This window comes from Rhizobium sp. Root491, assembly GCF_001427205.1.
Classification (GTDB): domain Bacteria; phylum Pseudomonadota; class Alphaproteobacteria; order Rhizobiales; family Rhizobiaceae; genus Agrobacterium; species Agrobacterium tumefaciens.
On sequence record NZ_LMFF01000012.1, the window covers coordinates 81,145 to 97,438 of the forward strand.

16 protein-coding genes are annotated in these 16,294 nt (G+C 59.7%); 10 read left to right on the forward strand and 6 right to left on the reverse strand.

What is annotated here, in order from left to right; genetic code table 11:
* Window positions 1-23 precede the first annotated feature (23 nt).
* Both ASD46_RS11355 and ASD46_RS11360 read left to right on the forward strand, forming a co-directional pair.
* A complete protein-coding gene (locus ASD46_RS11355) occupies window positions 24-917 on the forward strand; it encodes an amino acid ABC transporter substrate-binding protein (RefSeq protein WP_060642281.1) in 894 nt (297 codons plus the stop codon).
* Between the two features lie 67 nt (window positions 918-984).
* Window positions 985-1,887 (forward strand): amino acid ABC transporter substrate-binding protein, encoded by a 903-nt coding sequence (locus ASD46_RS11360; RefSeq protein WP_003510747.1) that lies wholly within the window; start codon window positions 985-987, stop codon window positions 1,885-1,887.
* 45 nt (window positions 1,888-1,932) lie between these two features.
* Here ASD46_RS11360 and minE read toward each other — a convergent pair whose 3' ends face one another.
* The 3 genes from minE to minC are packed head-to-tail and all read right to left on the reverse strand — an operon-like array spanning window position 1,933 to window position 3,771.
* Window positions 1,933-2,193 (reverse strand): cell division topological specificity factor MinE, encoded by a 261-nt coding sequence (gene minE / locus ASD46_RS11365; RefSeq protein WP_003510750.1) that lies wholly within the window; start codon window positions 2,191-2,193, stop codon window positions 1,933-1,935.
* Window positions 2,190-3,005, reverse strand: a complete 816-nt coding sequence (gene minD, locus ASD46_RS11370) for a septum site-determining protein MinD (RefSeq protein WP_003510752.1) — start codon at window positions 3,003-3,005, stop codon at window positions 2,190-2,192. Before minD ends, minE begins: the two co-directional genes overlap by 4 nt.
* Before the next feature lie 37 nt (window positions 3,006-3,042).
* Window positions 3,043-3,771: a septum site-determining protein MinC gene (minC, locus tag ASD46_RS11375; RefSeq protein ID WP_003510754.1), complete on the reverse strand. Its 729-nt coding sequence runs from the start codon at window positions 3,769-3,771 to the stop codon at window positions 3,043-3,045.
* A gap of 410 nt (window positions 3,772-4,181) precedes the next feature.
* On the opposite strand from minC, the gene ASD46_RS11380 reads away from it, so the two are divergent.
* The 7 genes from ASD46_RS11380 to uxuA all read left to right on the forward strand — a co-directional run bounded on the left by ASD46_RS11380 (window position 4,182) and on the right by uxuA (window position 11,241).
* Window positions 4,182-4,868 carry an HAD family hydrolase gene (locus tag ASD46_RS11380; RefSeq protein WP_019564617.1) on the forward strand — a complete coding sequence of 229 codons (687 nt, stop codon included), beginning with the start codon at window positions 4,182-4,184 and terminating at the stop codon, window positions 4,866-4,868.
* Window positions 4,869-5,099: 231 nt separating this feature from the next.
* Window positions 5,100-5,816: a FadR/GntR family transcriptional regulator gene (locus tag ASD46_RS11385; RefSeq protein ID WP_013761517.1), complete on the forward strand. Its 717-nt coding sequence runs from the start codon at window positions 5,100-5,102 to the stop codon at window positions 5,814-5,816.
* A 61-nt stretch (window positions 5,817-5,877) separates the two neighbouring features.
* On the forward strand, window positions 5,878-6,852 hold the full coding sequence (locus ASD46_RS11390; protein ID WP_013761518.1) for a sialic acid TRAP transporter substrate-binding protein SiaP: 975 nt from the start codon (window positions 5,878-5,880) through the stop codon (window positions 6,850-6,852).
* A 61-nt stretch (window positions 6,853-6,913) separates the two neighbouring features.
* On the forward strand, window positions 6,914-7,486 hold the full coding sequence (locus ASD46_RS11395; RefSeq protein ID WP_013761519.1) for a TRAP transporter small permease: 573 nt from the start codon (window positions 6,914-6,916) through the stop codon (window positions 7,484-7,486).
* 4 nt (window positions 7,487-7,490) lie between these two features.
* Window positions 7,491-8,897, forward strand: a complete 1,407-nt coding sequence (locus ASD46_RS11400; protein WP_003510762.1) for a TRAP transporter large permease — start codon at window positions 7,491-7,493, stop codon at window positions 8,895-8,897.
* Window positions 8,898-8,969: 72 nt separating this feature from the next.
* Entirely contained in the window at window positions 8,970-10,016 is a 1,047-nt protein-coding gene (locus ASD46_RS11405; protein WP_060642282.1) for an L-idonate 5-dehydrogenase, read from the forward strand.
* Between the two features lie 16 nt (window positions 10,017-10,032).
* Window positions 10,033-11,241 (forward strand): mannonate dehydratase, encoded by a 1,209-nt coding sequence (gene uxuA / locus ASD46_RS11410; protein ID WP_025595735.1) that lies wholly within the window; start codon window positions 10,033-10,035, stop codon window positions 11,239-11,241.
* Between the two features lie 28 nt (window positions 11,242-11,269).
* Here the strand turns inward: uxuA and ASD46_RS11415 are convergent, their stop codons facing one another.
* Window positions 11,270-11,623 carry an antibiotic resistance protein VanZ gene (locus ASD46_RS11415; RefSeq protein ID WP_035202523.1) on the reverse strand — a complete coding sequence of 118 codons (354 nt, stop codon included), beginning with the start codon at window positions 11,621-11,623 and terminating at the stop codon, window positions 11,270-11,272.
* Window positions 11,624-11,868: 245 nt separating this feature from the next.
* Between ASD46_RS11415 and ASD46_RS11420 the strand changes: the two genes are divergently transcribed.
* Window positions 11,869-13,380: an aldehyde dehydrogenase (NADP(+)) gene (locus ASD46_RS11420; RefSeq protein WP_013761523.1), complete on the forward strand. Its 1,512-nt coding sequence runs from the start codon at window positions 11,869-11,871 to the stop codon at window positions 13,378-13,380.
* Between the two features lie 57 nt (window positions 13,381-13,437).
* On the opposite strand, the gene ASD46_RS11425 is transcribed toward ASD46_RS11420, so the two are convergent.
* Together ASD46_RS11425 and ASD46_RS11430 are read right to left on the reverse strand one after the other, a co-directional pair.
* A complete protein-coding gene (locus ASD46_RS11425) occupies window positions 13,438-14,436 on the reverse strand; it encodes a TRAP transporter substrate-binding protein (RefSeq protein ID WP_035199412.1) in 999 nt (332 codons plus the stop codon).
* Window positions 14,437-14,452: 16 nt separating this feature from the next.
* Entirely contained in the window at window positions 14,453-16,285 is a 1,833-nt protein-coding gene (locus ASD46_RS11430; RefSeq protein ID WP_025595730.1) for a TRAP transporter large permease subunit, read from the reverse strand.
* Between the last annotated feature and the right edge of the window lie 9 nt (window positions 16,286-16,294).

Consider the following 16,294-nt stretch of genomic DNA (forward strand, 5'->3'; position numbering starts at 1 on the left):
GCTGACAGCCAAAAGGACATAAAATGCGCATTTCAGTATTTTGCCTTTTCCTCACATGCTTTATCCCCACAACTCCGGTGCAGGCCGCCGGCGAAGGCGATACGCTTCGGCAGATTGCCAAGACCGCGAAAATCCGCATCGGTTATCGTGAGGCCGAACCGCCGTTTTCCTATCAGCTGCCGGATGGAGAAGTGACCGGCTTCTCGACTGATCTTTGCCGCGCGATCAGCGAGGACATCCGCACGCAACTGAAGCTGGACAAACTCGACATTGAATATGTAAAGGCCACGCCCGCAACCCGGTTCATTCTCGTCCGTAGCGGCAAGATCGATATTGAATGCGCGGCGACGACCAACAACAGCGAACGCCGGAAAATGGTGGATTTCTCCTATCCGAATTTCATGACCGCGACGCAATTTCTCTCCCGTAAACAGGACAATCTGAAGAGCCTTGCCGATCTGGCCGGACGCTCCGTCACATCCGCCTCCGGCACGGTCAACATCGAGCAGCTGAATGCGGTGAACCGCGAAAAGAACCTAAATATCTCGGTGATGCCCACAAAAACCAATGAGGAAGCCTTCGAACTCGTCGTTGCCGGCAAGGCCTCTGCTTTCGTCATGGATGGCATATTGCTGGCGGCGCTGGCGGCAACATCGGAGAATCCCGACCTCTACGCGCTCTCGGACGAAACGCTGAGCGCACCCGAACCGTACGGCCTGGTGTTTCGGCGCAACGACCCGGCCTTCAAGGCGGCGGTCAACGAAAGCCTGCGGCAGATCTTCACCGGTCCCACCATTCACGGCCTTTACGAAAAATGGTTCACCAAACCCATTCCGCCCAATGGCATGAACCTGAACCTGCCGATGACCGCCTCGTTAAAACAAGCCTATGACCATCCGAGCGAATACCGGGACTGAGGGAGTAAAAACCCCACCTCTATTTTATGAAAATGTTTTGACAGATAATTTTGGCTGGAGATGCGCGATGCAGAGATCGACATTGTGGCTCATGCTTGGGGTTTTTAGTCTTTTACCCACCATTGCAGCCGCCGACGAGACCCAACCGCCTACACTCGAAACCATTGCCAGAACCGGCACCATCCGGCTCGGCTTTGCCGACAGAAATCTTCCCTTTTCCTATATGGGAATTGGTCCGGAGCCGATCGGTTACAGCATCGAACTGTGCCTGAAGGTGGCGGATTCCATCAAGAAGAAGTTGGGCCTGCCGGAATTGAAAATCGATTTCGTCAAGCGCACCCCCAGCAACCGCATCACGCTTCTCAATGATGGCACAATCGACATGGAATGCGTGGCGAGCACGAATACGGAGGAAAGACGCAAGGCCGTGTGGTTTTCCTACAGCCACTTCATCACCGGCACGCGTTATGTCGCGCTGAAATCAAGCAACATGACAAGCGTCAGCGATCTTGCCGGGCGAACCGTGGTGGTGACGACGGGAACGATCAATATCAGTCAGCTGAATGTGCTTAACCGCAAACTGGGACTGAACATCGCCGTCCTGCAAAACGACAGTACGGAAGGCAGTTTCGACATGGTGACGGAAGATCGAGCCTCGGCCTTCGTCATGGACGATATTCTTCTGAGGTCCTTCGTCGCTGAAACGGGCAAGCCAGAAGACTATTCCATCTCGAACGAATATCTCGCCCCACCACAGCCCTATGGCCTGATGCTCCGACGGGGCGACACCGCCTTCAAGAACGCCGTCAACGAAGCCCTTGGCAAAATTTATGCAAGCGGCGAAATCAACGCGATCTACGACAAGTGGTTCAACGCGCCGATCCCGCCGAACGGCATAAACCTCAAGCGCCCGCTTCCCGACGATCTGGCCGAGGCATTTAGAATGCCGGTCGATACGACGGCCGAGTAAAGAAAAACGCCGCCCTGCGAGGGGCGGCGGTATTCGGAGAAAACATCACGCGGCGCGCAGGTCGGCGCTCAACGGTATCTCGACATCAATCTCCAGTATGGAGACGTGCTCGTCACGATCCATCTTCACATGCACCCGATCGTTATCGATCTGCACATGCTTGGCGATGACGGCGAGAATTTCTTCCCGGAGGACGGCGACGAGATCGGTTCCCGACGACGCCCTTTCGTGGGCAAGCAACACCTGCAGTCGCTCGCGCGCAAGCGGTGCCGACTTTTGTTTACGGAACAGGCCGAAAATGCTCATGCAGCCCTCCTAGCAAAGATCTTGGAGAAGATACCCCGCTTTTCGCCCGGAATGACCACCGGAATGTCCTCGCCTGACAGGCGGCGGGCAGCGTCGAAGTAAGCCATGGCAGGTGCACAACGGGCATCCGCGAGCGTAACCGGTGCACCGACGTTGGAAGCACGCAGCACATCCGTGCTTTCGGGAATGATACCGAGCAGCGGAATGGAGAGGATTTCCAGAACGTCGTCGACCTTCAGCATGTCGCCGCGCTCGGCACGGGCCGAATCATAGCGCGTCAGAAGCAGGTGCTTTTCCATGCGCTCGCCGCGTTCGGCCTTCAGCGTCTTGGAATCGAGCAGGCCGATGATGCGGTCACTGTCACGCACCGAGGAGACTTCCGGATTGGTGACCACGACGGCCACATCCGCATGGCGCATGGCCAACGTCGCGCCGCGTTCGATACCGGCCGGGCTGTCGCAGATGACCCAGTCGAAATGTTTCTTCAACTCGGCGATGACCCATTCGACGCCTTCCGGCGTCAGATTGTCCTTGTCACGTGTCTGCGAGGCGGGCAGCAGGAACAGCGTCTCAAGGCGCTTGTCGCGGATCAGCGCCTGCGTCAGCTTGGCATCGCCCTGGATGACGTTGACGAGATCGTAAACCACCCGGCGTTCAGCACCCATGACGAGATCGAGGTTACGCAGTCCGACGTCAAAATCGACAACCACGACCTTCTGCTTGTTCTGCGCCAATGCGGCGCCAAGCGCTGCGGTCGAGGTGGTCTTGCCAACCCCGCCCTTGCCGGAAGTAACAACGACTACCTTCCCCATACGGCTCTCCTGTTCCTGTGTTGTTTTCTCTATGTCGTCAGCCAAGTTTTTCGGCCTTTATCGTATCGTTTTCCAGCCACAGCTGAACGGGCTGGCCGCGCAGCTTGTCGTCAATGTCCTCGGCAACCTTGTAGACGCCGTCAATTGCCAGTAGCTCCGCTTCAAGCTTGCGGCAGAAGATGCGCGCCGAGACATTGCCAAGCGAACCGGCCATGGCACGACCGCGCAACGCCCCGTAAATATGCACCGACCCGCCCGCGATGATTTCCGCACCCGAGGCGACCGAACCGATGACGGTCACATCGCCTTCGGGGAACATGATCGACTGGCCGGAGCGCACCGGCTCGTTGATGACCAGCGACTGGACCACGGCCCGAACCTCGCCCGAAGCGCGCGGCTTTTCTTCCGGCAATTCGGCAGCGATGGCGACAGGCTCGACCTCGACATCTGAAGCGGGCTTTCCGCCCTTCAGTGACGGCGGCATGCCCGGCTCGATCATCGAGGGGCGAACACCTTCGATCCCCATGATGCCGACATTACGTTCCGTCAGCGCTGCCAGCAGAGCCTTCAGCCCTGCCTTGTCCAGCGACAGCTCAGACGCATCCAGAACCACCGGACGCGACAGGAAGAACCCGGCCGAACGTGCAGCAAGATCATCCAGCCGTTCCAGCCATTGATCGAGCGGAGCTTCAGGGGACAGAACGACCGCGAGGAAGGAGCGGCCTTTGATACGGATCGAACGCTGGTCTGTTAGCACTTTGGTCATCTTGGTAAACAAATCGTTGACAATTAGGTACCTCGAATATGGTTAACAAATGGTTAACAACACCCCTTAAACGACGGTTTCGTTAAGAGAATTCCGCTGCGAAAAATCTCATGCACAACATTCATAAGCTCCGTTTAGCTTTTGATTTTGCGAACTTTGACTGCTTTCGAAAACTCACAATAGCAGTTGATCCTTGCTGCAACCTGACGCCCGCATGACCGTATGCGGACGCCGCCTCCCCTGCCTGACCATGCCCCGAGTCGCAGTCCGTGCAAACTGTCCTATTCCGGCACGATGTCCGCCACTGGCGGATGGGTCGCCATTTGCTTGATGAGCGGAAAAACGATTCCGTTATGCCGGCCGATGCTATAGACACGAGGCCAACCCGACACATCCAACGGAAGAATGCGATGCACAGCAAAGTCCCGGCGACCGCCCAGATCTCCTCGCGCGAATATGGCGCCTTCCTGTTCGACATGGATGGAACGCTGCTGAATTCCATTGCGGTGGTAGAGCGGGTCTGGCGCGAATGGGCCGTAGACAACGGCATAGAGCCGGAGGCTTTCCTGCAGCGCATCCATGGCATGCGCGCATCCGAGGTTGTGCGTCGCGAGGCAGTTCCCGGCCTCGATATCCAGGAACAGGCGGATATGCTTTTGCAAAAGGAGATGGACGATGTTGACGGCATCCTCCAGATTCCGCAGGCAGCTGCATTTCTTGAGAAATTGCCGGCCGGAAAATGGGCCATCGTCACCTCCGCCGCCCGCGCCCTTGCCGAACTCCGGTTGGCTGCGGCAGGCCTCACACCGCCTCCAGTGATGATCTGCGCCGAGGACGTTGTGAACGGCAAGCCTGACCCGGAGGGTTACAGAAAGGCTGCTGCGAAGCTAGGCGTCGCACCTGAAGACTGCGTCGTCTTCGAAGATGCGCCCGCCGGCATTCTGGCGGGGGAAAGCATGGGCGCCACGGTCGTGGTCATTAACGCCACTCATTCGCATCCCATCGAAACGCCGCACCTTTCGATCGGTGGGTACGGTGAGCTGGACGTCACCATCGGCGACGACGGCGGCTTGAAGCTCACAAGTAACAAGGGCTGAAAAGCCGATCCAAACATGCGGTGTCATCCTCGGGTCTGTCCCGAGGATCAATCACGTTTCGTAAAATCCAATCCATTGCGCCGAGCCTGCCGCACCGGTCTCCAGTCTCTCACCGTGTAGTTTTCCTCTAGCGGCCAATTGACAGCACCGCATAAATCCTACCTAATAAAATTGGTAAGACCATCTTACCGCTTGCGTGAAGGGGGGAGACTTTCGCGCTGGGAGGACATCATGTTTGTGGCTCTGGAGCCGCGCCGCCTCTACAGGCTGGTCGCGGAACAAATTCGCTTGCTTATCGAGAGCGGGGAACTGACGGACGGTCAGCGCCTGCCGGCGGAACGCGATCTGGCGGAACGTTTTGGCGTGTCCCGCCCGACGGTGCGGGAAGCACTGATCGTTCTGGAAGTGGAAGGCCATATCCATATCCGCATGGGTTCGGGCGTGTATGTGAACACGTCCCGCACGGCTAACAAGGCAAAGTCGCCCGTACCGGACGCGCACGGCCCATTCGAAATCCTGCAGGCGCGCTGCATCATTGAAAGCGCTATTGCCGAGGAGGCCGCGCGGCTTGCCACGTCTGAATGCATCGCCAGGCTGGACGACATCATCGAACGCATGGCCGGGGCGCTCGACAATTCGCCGCAGGCCCTCAACCTGGACCGCGCCTTCCACACCGCCATTGCCGACATCATCGGCAACTCGGCGCTGAACCGCTTTACCGGCCTGATCTATGACGAGCGCAGCCTTTCGCCCTATTTCGAAAAGCTCGCCAGCTATTTCGAGGGTCCTCACACATGGATTCTTGCCGTTCAGGAACACCGGGTGATCCGCGACGCGATCGCGGCGAACGATCCGGAAGGCGCACGCGAGGCGATGCGCCAGCATCTGACGCTGTCGCAAAAGAGATTTTCCGAGAGTTTCGGGGAGGAAACGATCGGAGAAGAGTGACCGCGCCGCAACCGGCGACGGGAAAAACAGAAATCTGGCTTTAATTCGGGAGGAGTTAAGAATGAAAATCAGATTGTCGACTTTGATGGGCGCAACCGCTGCCATTTTGCTTTCGGCTTTGGCGGCACAGGCGCAAACAACGCTGAAATGGGCGCATGTCTACGAGACCTCCGAACCGTTCCACACGGATTCGGTCTGGGCTGCGGAAGAAATCGCCAAGCGCACCGACGGCCGCTACAAAGTGGATGTATTCCCCGCCTCGCAGCTCGGCAAGGAAGCGGATATCAACCAGGGCCTGAAGATCGGCACGGTGGATATCATCATCTCCGGCTCCAGTTTTGCCGCACGTGACTTCAAGCCGATCGGCGTCACCTATTTTCCATATATCTTCCGCGACCCGAGCCATCTGATCGCCTATACCAAGAGTGATATCTTCAAGCGTCTTGCCAAGGGTTACGAGGACAAGACCGGCAACCACATCGCCGCCGTCAGCTATTACGGCACGCGCCACACCACGTCGAACAAGCCGATTGCCAACTGCGCCGATATGGCGGGACTGAAGATGCGTGTTCCCGACGTTCCGGCCTATCTCGCCATGCCACGCGCCTGCGGCGCCAACACGACCCCGATCGCATTCGCAGAAGTCTATCTGGCGCTTCAGAACGGCACGGTCGATGCACAGGAAAACCCGCTGACCACCATCGAGGCAAAGAAGTTCTTCGAAGTGCAGAAGAACATCGTGCTGACCGGCCACATCGTCGACCACCTCAACACGGTGATCTCGAAGAACCTGTGGTCGAAGCTTTCCGATGAAGACAAGAAAATCTTCACGGACGTCATGCAGGAAGCCGCCGTGCGGACCACGAAGACCATCGAAGGACGCGAAAAAAGCCTCGTGGAAGAGTTCAAGAAGCGTGGCCTGAACGTCGCAGAGGTCGACAAGGCGGACTTTGAGAAGAACGTCATGGAGAAGGTGAAGTTCGAGGACTTCGGTTACGACAAGGCCGACTGGGAAGCCATTCGCGCCGTCAAGTGAGCCAAGATCCGGTGCGGCCTCCGTTGCCGCACCGCCCTTTCTCTCCAGACGGGATATCTCAATGTCGCAGGAAATTCATACTCAGGTCACGCCTGAAGAACTCGCCCACACGTTCGACGAGGCGCCGCCCGAAGTCGACCTGAAGGTCTACGCCTTCGAGGACTGGGTTACGCTTGGCCTTTTCTGGCTGATGACAGGTTGCGTGTTCCTTCAATTCTTCACCCGCTACGTGCTTAACGACAGCTATGCCTGGACGGAAGAAATCGCCGTCAACTGCCTGATTGGCGTGGTGTTTCTAGGTTCGGTCATGTGCGTGCGCATGTCACGCCACATCCAGGTGGATGTGCTTTATCACTACGTTCCGCCGCAGGTTGCCCGCGTCATGTCGATCCTTGTCGACGTGCTGCGCATCGTGTTCTTCGCCTACACCTCGTGGCTGATGTGGCGGTATCTGGAAATCGTCGCGGACGAGGAAATGGTCACCGTCGCCCTACCGCGCAACATCGTTTTCTATACGGTTCTGGCCGCTTTCGTCCTGATGTTCTTCCGTTCGGTGCAGGTCTTCATCGCCAATATGCAGCGTGGCTATTCCGTTCTGGAACGGCCGGAAGAATTCCAGAGCGCGGGGGATTGAACATATGCTTATTCTTATCGGCTCGTTTCTTCTGTTGATGCTGATCGGCCTGCCAGTCGCCATTTCAATGGCCACGGCATCGCTTCTCTACATCGTCTCGTATAATGTCGCGCCAGATATCATCGCGGCGCAGCGTCTGATTGCGGGCGTGGAAAGCTTCCCGCTTCTCGCCGTTCCCTTCTTCATCCTTGCCGGCAATCTCATGAACACGGCGGGGGTGACGGGACGCATCTATTCCTTTGCCGTGGCGTTGGTCGGCTGGATGAAAGGTGGTCTGGCACAGGTCAACATCATCGGCTCGGTAATCTTTTCCGGCATGTCCGGCACGGCCCTCGCCGACGCCGCTGGCATCGGCACCATCGAAATCAAGGCCATGAAGGATCATGGTTATCCGGTCGAAGCGGCCGTCGGCGTCACCGCCGCCTCCGCAACGCTCGGGCCGATCTTTCCGCCATCGTTGCCCTTCGTCATCTACGGCATGATGGCAAACGTCTCGATCGGCGCACTGTTCATGGCCGGCATCGTTCCAGGCGTCGTCATGACGCTTTTGATGATGATCACCGTTGCCGTTTTCGCCTACGTCAAGGGTTGGGGTTCCGATACGCCGTTCAACCTCAGAACCATCTTCGGCGCTTCGCTTGAAGTGCTCGTCGTCATGATGGTACCGCTCGGCATCTATCTCCTGACGCTGTTTGGCCTGTCGCTCAACCTGTCGATTCTGATCGTGCTGGTGGTCTTGCTCGCCTGCGACTGGTATTTCGACTTCTCTGCCGTGATGGCCCTGATGACGCCAGTGATCCTGATCGGCGGCATGACGATGGGCTGGTTCACGCCGACGGAGGCGGCTGTCGCGGCCGTGTTGTGGTCTCTGTTCCTCGGGCTTGTCCGTTACCGGACGATGACGTTCAAGTCGCTGGCAAAATCGACCTTCGACACGATAGAGACCACGGCATCGGTTCTCTTCATCGTTGCGGCGGCATCAATCTTCGCATGGCTTCTAACGGTGAGCCAGGCAGCACAGTTGCTATCGGCGGCGATCCTGACGATCACCGACAGCAAGTGGATTTTCCTCCTGCTGGTCAACCTGCTGATGCTGTTCGTCGGCTGCTTCCTAGACACGATCGCGGCAATCACCATCCTCGTGCCGATCCTGCTGCCGCTGGTGCTGCAGTTCAATATCGATCCGGTGCATTTCGGCCTCATCATCACCCTCAACCTGATGATAGGGCTGCTGCATCCGCCGCTCGGCATGGTGTTGTTCGTGCTCTCACGCGTGGCGAAACTCTCCGTCGAGCGCACCACCGTCGCCATTCTGCCATGGCTGGTGCCGCTGTTCGTGGCGCTGCTGCTGATCACCTTCATCCCGGCAATCACCTTGTGGCTGCCGACCGAGATGGGCCTGATCCGCTAATCGACGCACTGCCCGCGCGGCTCGCCGCGCGGGTTTCATTCATCCAATACACATACGATGAGAGGCACGGTGATGCAGACACGCGTGGCACGTCTATACGGCCGTGAAGATATCCGCGTCGAAACGCAGGACATGCAGGCGCCCGGCCCCGGTGAAGTGCTGCTGACCATGGCGGCGGGCGGCATTTGCGGTTCCGATCTACATTATTATCAGGACGGCGGCTTCGGGCCTGTGCGGGTGCGCGAGCCGATCATCTGCGGCCATGAGGCATCGGGGCGGGTGGAGGCGCTGGGCGAAGGCGTCAGCGGGCTCGCACTCGGCCAGCTCGTCGCCGTCAATCCCTCGCAGCCTTGCGGCCATTGCCATTTCTGCCTGAAGGGCCAACCGATCCATTGCCTCGATATGCGCTTCATGGGCAGCGCCATGCGCCTGCCGCACGAACAGGGCATGTTCCGTGATCGGCTCGTGGTTCCCGCAAAACAATGCGCGACATTTTCAGACACCACTTCGCCCGCCGAAGCCGCCTGCACCGAACCGCTTGCGGTCTGCCTGCATGCCGTCGCACAAGCGGGTGATCTGACCGGCGCCAAGGTGCTGGTAACGGGCGCCGGGCCGATCGGCCTCTTGACGATTGCCGCCGCCCGCCATGCCGGTGCCGGCATCATTCTCGCCACCGACCTGACCGATGCGGCGCTGGAGCGCGCGCCCGCCATGGGGGCGGACCGCACCATCAATGTCGCGAAAAACGCAGAAGCACTTTTACCCTATCAGGACAATAAGGGGTATTTCGACGTCGTTTTCGATTGCTCCGCCGCGGCACCTGCGCTTCGCGCCGCCTTCGCATGTGTACGTCCGCGCGGTATTGTCGTGCAGGTGGGCGTCACCGGTGACATAACCATTCCGCTCAATGCGCTGGTGGGCAAGGAAATCCTCTGGCGCGGCTCGCAGCGTTTCCACGACGAATTCGCCATTGCCGCCCGCCTGATCTCCACGCGCGGGATCGATGTGCGGCCGATCATTTCCCACAGCTTCCCGCTTGAAGAGGCGAAAGTCGCATTCGAGCAGGCTGGAGACCGCTCCGCCGCCTGCAAGGTGCAACTGACATTTTCCGCAGAATGATGTTTGAGGACAAAAAATGAGACATACATGGCGCTGGTTCGGCCCGGTGGACAAGGTCACGGTTCAGGATGCGGCTCAGGCAGGGGCGGAAGGCATCGTAAGCGCGCTGCACCACATCGCCACCGGCGATGTCTGGCCTGTGGATGAAATCGCCAAACGGCATGAGGCGATCAAGGCCGGTGGGCTGTATTGGGACGTGGTGGAAAGCGTGCCGGTCTCCGAGGAGATCAAAACCCAGACGGGCGACTGGAAAAACCATATCGCCAACTGGCAGGAGACGCTGCGCCGCCTCTCCGCCACGGGCATTCGCACCGTCTGCTACAATTTCATGCCGGTGCTGGACTGGACCCGCACCGATCTGCGCTGGGAAACGAAGCACGGCGCAAAAGCCATGCGTTTTGACCTTTCCGATTTCGCCGCCTTCGACATTCACATTCTCAAACGCCCCGACGCAAAGGCCGATTATCCGGAGTGGCTGATCGAGGAAGCGGCACAACGTTTCGCCGACATGCCGGATACGAAGATCGCCGCACTCGGACGTAATATCGGCGCGGGCCTGCCGGGTTCGGCGGATGGTTACACGCTCAGCCAGCTTCTCGAAAAGCTGCGCTCATATCACGGCATAAACCGCGAAAAACTGCAGCAGAACCTGATCGATTTTCTGTCGGAAGTGACGCCGGTCGCGGAAGAGGTCGGCATTAACATCTGCGCCCACGGCGACGATCCCCCATGGCCGCTGCTCGGCCTGCCGCGTATTCTTTCAACGGAGTCCGACTACGCCCATATGCTCTCGCAAGTCGACAGCCGGGCCAATGGCGTTACGCTCTGCACCGGCTCGCTCGGCGCGCGGGCGGATAACGACCTGCCCTTCATCGCCAGCCGTTTTGCAGACCGCATCCATTTCGTGCATCTGCGCAACGTCACGCGCGACACGGACACCGTGCCCTGCTCCTTCTTCGAAGACGAGCATCTGGAAGGTGGAACGGATATGGTCGCCGTTATCGCAGCACTTCTGTCAGAAGAATCCCGCCGTCGTGCGGAGGGCCGTGCAGACCACACCATTCCGATGCGGCCCGACCATGGCCAGGAAGTCCTTGATGACCTGACGCGAGGGGCGCAGCCGGGTTATCCCGCCATCGGCCGATTGAAGGGGCTGGCAGAGCTTCGCGGCATCGAGCGCACGCTGTCGCATGGCCGTTTCGGATTGGCGAAGCAGGCGAATTAAGCCGACACGATTGGCCGCCGGCAGCCTCTTAGCTTGCGGTCAATCGCGTCCTGAATTGAAGATACGAAAATGCGGCAAGCCCACCGGCAATGGCGCCAATGGCTTTCACAACTGCATCTGTCATATGCGGATGCCGTGTGGGCGACAGAAATTGCAGCGCCTCGATGCCGAAAGCCGCCACGACACCCGCGACAATGATGGCAAGCCAGTAACGCGGATAGGCCAGCACGAAGGCAGCCGAACAGAAGGCAAAGGCGGCGGCGCGGTCGATGCCGACGGTCGTCAGCGTATGCGGCCGAAGCCCGCTCGGGCAAACTGTAACGATCACGATCAGCAGCAGAACCGACCAGGCGATGTATTTCGGAAGTCTATTTGTCATCATGGCGTCACAATAGAGCGCTGCGCGCATAAACGGAAGATCGTCTTTTTCTTCCACCGCCCAATAAATCACACTTTTTGGACAGATACTGCACAAACCGGCTTTCGCTGAAGCCTTACTCGGGCTAAGGCAGAGGGCAACCGGACAAGGATCGCGGCTGATGGCCTTTCAGGCTGTCGCCCTTCGGTCCGGTTTTACGGTATCGGGTGGATTTTCCACACAGGATCAGATTTTCAGGGAAGAGCACAATGAGTTTCAAGCCGCACGGCAAACATCTGGTTGCAGGAGAATGGGTCGCCACGGAAGCGAAATTCCGCAGCGAGCCTGCACATGGCGAAGCTTTCGATTTTTCGGTCGGCACCGTCGATCTGGTGAATGCGGCCGCAGAAGCAGCCGAAGAGGCTTTCTGGAGCTACGGCTATACGACCCGCGAAGAGCGCGCCGCATTCCTCGACACCATCGCCGATGAGATCGAGGCCCGCGCCGACGCCATCACTGAAATCGGCACGTCCGAGACCGGCTTGCCCGCAGGACGCCTGCAGGGTGAACGCGGCCGCACCACCGGACAGCTTCGCCTTTTCGCATCGCATATCCGCAAAGGCGACTATCTCGACCGCCGCCACGACGAAGCGCTTCCGGATCGCCAGCCGCTGCCGCGCCCGGATATCCGTCTGATGCAGCGTCCGATCGGCCCCGTTGCGGTCTTCGGTGCTTCCAACTTCCCGCTCGCCTTCTCGACCGCCGGTGGTGATACCGCCGCCGCTCTCGCAGCCGGCTGCCCGGTTGTGGTGAAGGGCCATTCCGCCCATCCCGGCACCGGTGAAATCATTGCCGAGGCCGTTCTCGCCGCCGTCAAGAAGCACAATCTGCATCCCGGCGTCTTCTCGCTGATCCAGGGCGGCCGCCGCGATGTCGGTTCCGCGCTCGTACAGCATCCGCGCATCAAGGCAGTCGGCTTCACCGGCTCGCTCGCCGGTGGCCGCGCACTGTTCGATCTCTGCGCCCAGCGTCCGGAACCGATCCCGTTCTTCGGCGAACTCGGTTCCGTCAACCCGATGTTCCTGCTGCCGGAAGCCGTTTCCGCGCGCGGTGAAGCCATCGCCAAGGGCTGGGCAGGTTCGCTCACCATGGGTGCTGGCCAGTTCTGCACCAATCCCGGCATTGCCGTGGTGCTTGCCTCGCAGGCGGATGCCGTGTCGGAAACCGCACGGGCGGCCCTTTCCGAAGTCGGCCCGCAGGTCATGCTGACCGACGGTATCGCCGCTGCCTATCGTGACGGTCGCGACCGCATCGCAGCTGGCAACGGCGTGCGCGACGTTTTGACCACCACCTGCGATCTGCGTAACGCAACGCCTTACCTGTTCCGCGTTTCGGGCAAGGACTGGGTTGCCAACCACGCGCTCGCCGAAGAAGTCTTCGGACCGCTCGGCCTGATCGTGACGGTCGACAGCGCTGAAGAAATGATCGAAGTGGCAAAGAGCTTCGAAGGTCAGCTGACAGCGACCATGCATCTTGACGCAGGTGACGCCGAACTCGGCCGCAAGCTGCTGCCGATCCTCGAGCGCAAGGCCGGCCGCGTTCTCGCCAACGGCTTCCCGACCGGCGTTGAAGTCTCCGAAGCCATGGTTCACGGCGGCCCCTACCCGGCTTCCACGAACTTCGGCGCGACCTCGGTCGGCACCATGTCGATCCGCCGCTTCACGCGCCCTGTTTCCTACCAGAATATTCCTTCGGACGTTCTGCCGCAGGATATCCGCTGATCAAAAAAATGGGGAGAGCGCTCCTGCGCCCTCCCCATTCACAATAGTGCTTCGGTATCAGGCCGACTGGATCGCCTGTATTTTCTCGATGCCGCCGACAGTGCCGGCGAAATCCTGCCAGACGCCCTGCGCCCCCTTGCGCCACTCATCCAAGGCTTCCGGCTGCAACACCTTGCCACCCTTCGAAATCGCAAGCTCCACCGATTTCGCCTCGTCCTCGACGATCAACTGGTTGAAATAGAGCGCGCCTTCGCTTGATGCTTCGGTCAGGGCCTTCTTCTCTTCGTCATCGAGCTGGTTCCAGAAAGCCGCACCATAATAAACCACGCCCGATGCCCAGATATGGCCGGTCTCGGTCATGTAGGGCACAACCTCGTAAAGCTTGAACCCGGCATAGGCGGACTTCGTCAGATCCATGGCGTCGGCTACGCCGGTTGACAGTGCATTATAGGTCTCGGTGATGGGAATGCCGACCGGCGTGGTGCCGAAGGCGCTCCACAGCTTGGTATGCAGCGGGCTCTGGATGACGCGGATCTTCTTGCCGTTGAGCTGCTCTGGCCGGGTTACCGGCTCCTTGGTCAGGAGATGGCGCGCACCGTAATTGATGAAGTCTACGGCCACGAATTGCTGCGCGCCAAGCTTGGTCTTCAGCTCGCTGCCGGTCTCGCCCGTCACCACCTTGCGCACATGGTCTGCATCGCGGAACAGGAAGGGCAGATCGAGGATTTGCAGTTCCGGCACCCAGCCGGAGAGCGAAGAGACCGTGGAAAGGCTCGCCTGAACCGATCCGAGACGGATATTTTCCGCCACTTCCTTTTCGCCGCCCAGCGCACCGCTCTTGACGATGTTGAAGCGGAAACGGCCGGGCAGCTTTGCCTCCACCAGCTCGCTGATCTTCACCCAGATTTTCGTCTCCGGCTTGTCGTCCGCGAACAGGGAGGCGACCGTAATGTTGCGGGTCCTGGCATTTGCGTTGCGGACGAAGGCGGGCGTGGCAAGTGTTGCCGCACCCGCAGCGGAGAGTTTCAGGAGATTGCGACGATCGATAATAGTCATGAATAAAACCCCGGATTTAGAAGACAATGGCCCAGGCGCACAGAATGGCGAGGGAAACGAGAAGGGATAGGAGATAGGGAACGACGGCCTGGAATAGCGCTGTCGCCGGAATGCGGGTGACACCGCTGACGACGAAGATCAGCATGCCGAGCGGTGGTGTGAGGCCATGGATCATCAGGTTGACCACGAGAATGACGCCGAAATGGATGGGATCGATGCCGGCCGCGACGGCCGCGGGCAACAGGATCGGTCCAAACAGCAGGATGGCCGCACCGATATCCAGCACCAGCCCCACCACGAGCAGGATGAGGTTGGAAAGCAGAAGCACCGCGATCTTGCTGCCGCCAAGCAATGTCACGAAATCCGTGACGAGGCCGGAGACGTTATCGACCGCCAGAAGAAAGGCGAAGGGGCCTGCCGTGCCGATAAGGAGACCGATGGCCGCCGCCTCACCGGCTGATTGCCGGAAAGTTGCGAAGATACGCCCCGCGCCCAACCGGTACCCAAAGCCGAGAAGCAGCGTGTAGAGTGCGGCAAGTGCGGCCGCCTCCGTGGTGGTGACGACACCGATGCGGATGCCGACCACCACGATGACGCCGAGACCGAAGGCGGGTATGGCGGCGATAGCCGAGCGCCAGCGCTCCGTGCCCGTGGCGCGCGGCAGGGTATCGACGCTGCGCACGCTCCAATGGATAGCCACCGCAAGGCAGATCGCCATCAGCCCGCCGGCGAAAAAGCCGCCGACCAGCAACGAGCCCACCGACAGGTTGGTAGCCGTTGCGAGGATGAGAAAGGCAATGGAGGGCGGGATGACATTGTCGAGCACCGACGTTGCAGCGATAATCGCGCCCGCCTGCGCCGGCGGATAGCCGTGTTTGACCAGTTCCGGCTGGAACGTTGAAGCGCCGAAGGCGGCGTTGGCGACAGAGGAACCGGATGCGCCGGAAAACAGCACGCTGGTCAACAGCGTCGTCTGCGCCAGCCCTGCCCGGCGGTGTCCAACCATGGAGGCGGCGAACCGCACCAGCTGGTTGGCAACCCCCGATTCCGTCAGCAGGCTTCCGGCCAGCAGGAAGAAGGGAATGGCGAGCAGCAGGAATTTCGACATGCCTGTTACCGTTGAGGAAACGATGGCCGGCTCCGGCAAGGTACTGCCGAAGGCGATCGCCACATAGGCTGCGGCGAGAAAGGCATGGGCGAGCGGTGCTGCCAGCACCAGCCCCACCGCCGCCGTCAGCGCCAGAAACAGGCTGGGCGGCAGGCTCGTATCAACGAAGACTTCCGGCAGGCCGACATAGGCCGCAATTGCAATGGTGAGAGACGCTAGAACGGCAAATGTCTTGCCCTCACTGACACGCTGAAGCGCCAGGTAAAGAAGGATCAGCGCGCCGCCTGCACCCAGAAAGCCGAAACGCACCCATTCCGGCAGACCGAGCGTCGGAGACGTACCGCCCAGCATCGCCGCGATTTCAACGCCACCGAAGGCGAGGATCAGTGCTGCGATGAAGGAGAATGCATCCGCCAGAACTTCGGTGGCGGCATGAAACCGCTCAGGCAAAAACCGCACGAAAACATCGAGCCGCATGGCAAGTGCGCTTTTGAGACTGAGCGGCGCGCCGACCGCGATCATCGCCACATGCAGCCAGATGCCGAGATCTTCCGCACCGATGAAGCCGGTGTGAAACAGATAACGCAGGGTGACATTGACCAGCACCACCACGAGAAGAGTCGCAAGGATTGCGGCGGCGACCGCGCCAAGCGCCTTGTCCAGAACGGCAAGCGCCCGCTCTGCCGCACGCTGCGGGCCGATGCGCCATTGTGCAATCGTTGTTGCCGGACCAGCCGTCATGTCTTTTTT